This is a genomic window from Thalassolituus sp. UBA2590 (assembly GCF_002339775.1).
In the GTDB taxonomy this organism is placed as follows: Bacteria; Pseudomonadota; Gammaproteobacteria; order Pseudomonadales; family Oceanobacteraceae; genus Thalassolituus.
In genome coordinates this window covers 12,032-12,297 of the sequence record NZ_DDKU01000011.1, presented here as the reverse complement: position 1 = coordinate 12,297, position 266 = coordinate 12,032, and the positions used below count along the sequence as shown (strand labels likewise).

General features: G+C 51.1%; 1 protein-coding gene. It reads left to right on the top strand.

Annotated elements, in window-relative coordinates; genetic code table 11:
- A partial coding sequence (locus B2067_RS00985; protein WP_301387205.1) for an adenosylhomocysteinase occupies positions 1 to 266 on the top strand: 266 nt, incomplete at both ends.

The following is a 266-nucleotide window of genomic DNA, read 5'->3' as shown; positions in this document are numbered from 1 at the left end:
GGAAAGGTGAAACCGAAGAAGAATTCCTGTGGTGCATCAAGCAGACCATTCTTGCCGAGAAAGACGGCGACAAAGTATGGGATGCCAACATGATCCTGGACGACGGTGGTGACCTGACTGAGATGGTTCACAACGACTTCCCAGCACTGCTGAATGACATCCACGGCATCTCTGAAGAGACCACGACCGGTGTTCACCGTCTGCTGGAAATGTTGGAAAAAGGCGAACTAAAAGTACCTGCAATCAACGTGAACGACTCGGTCACC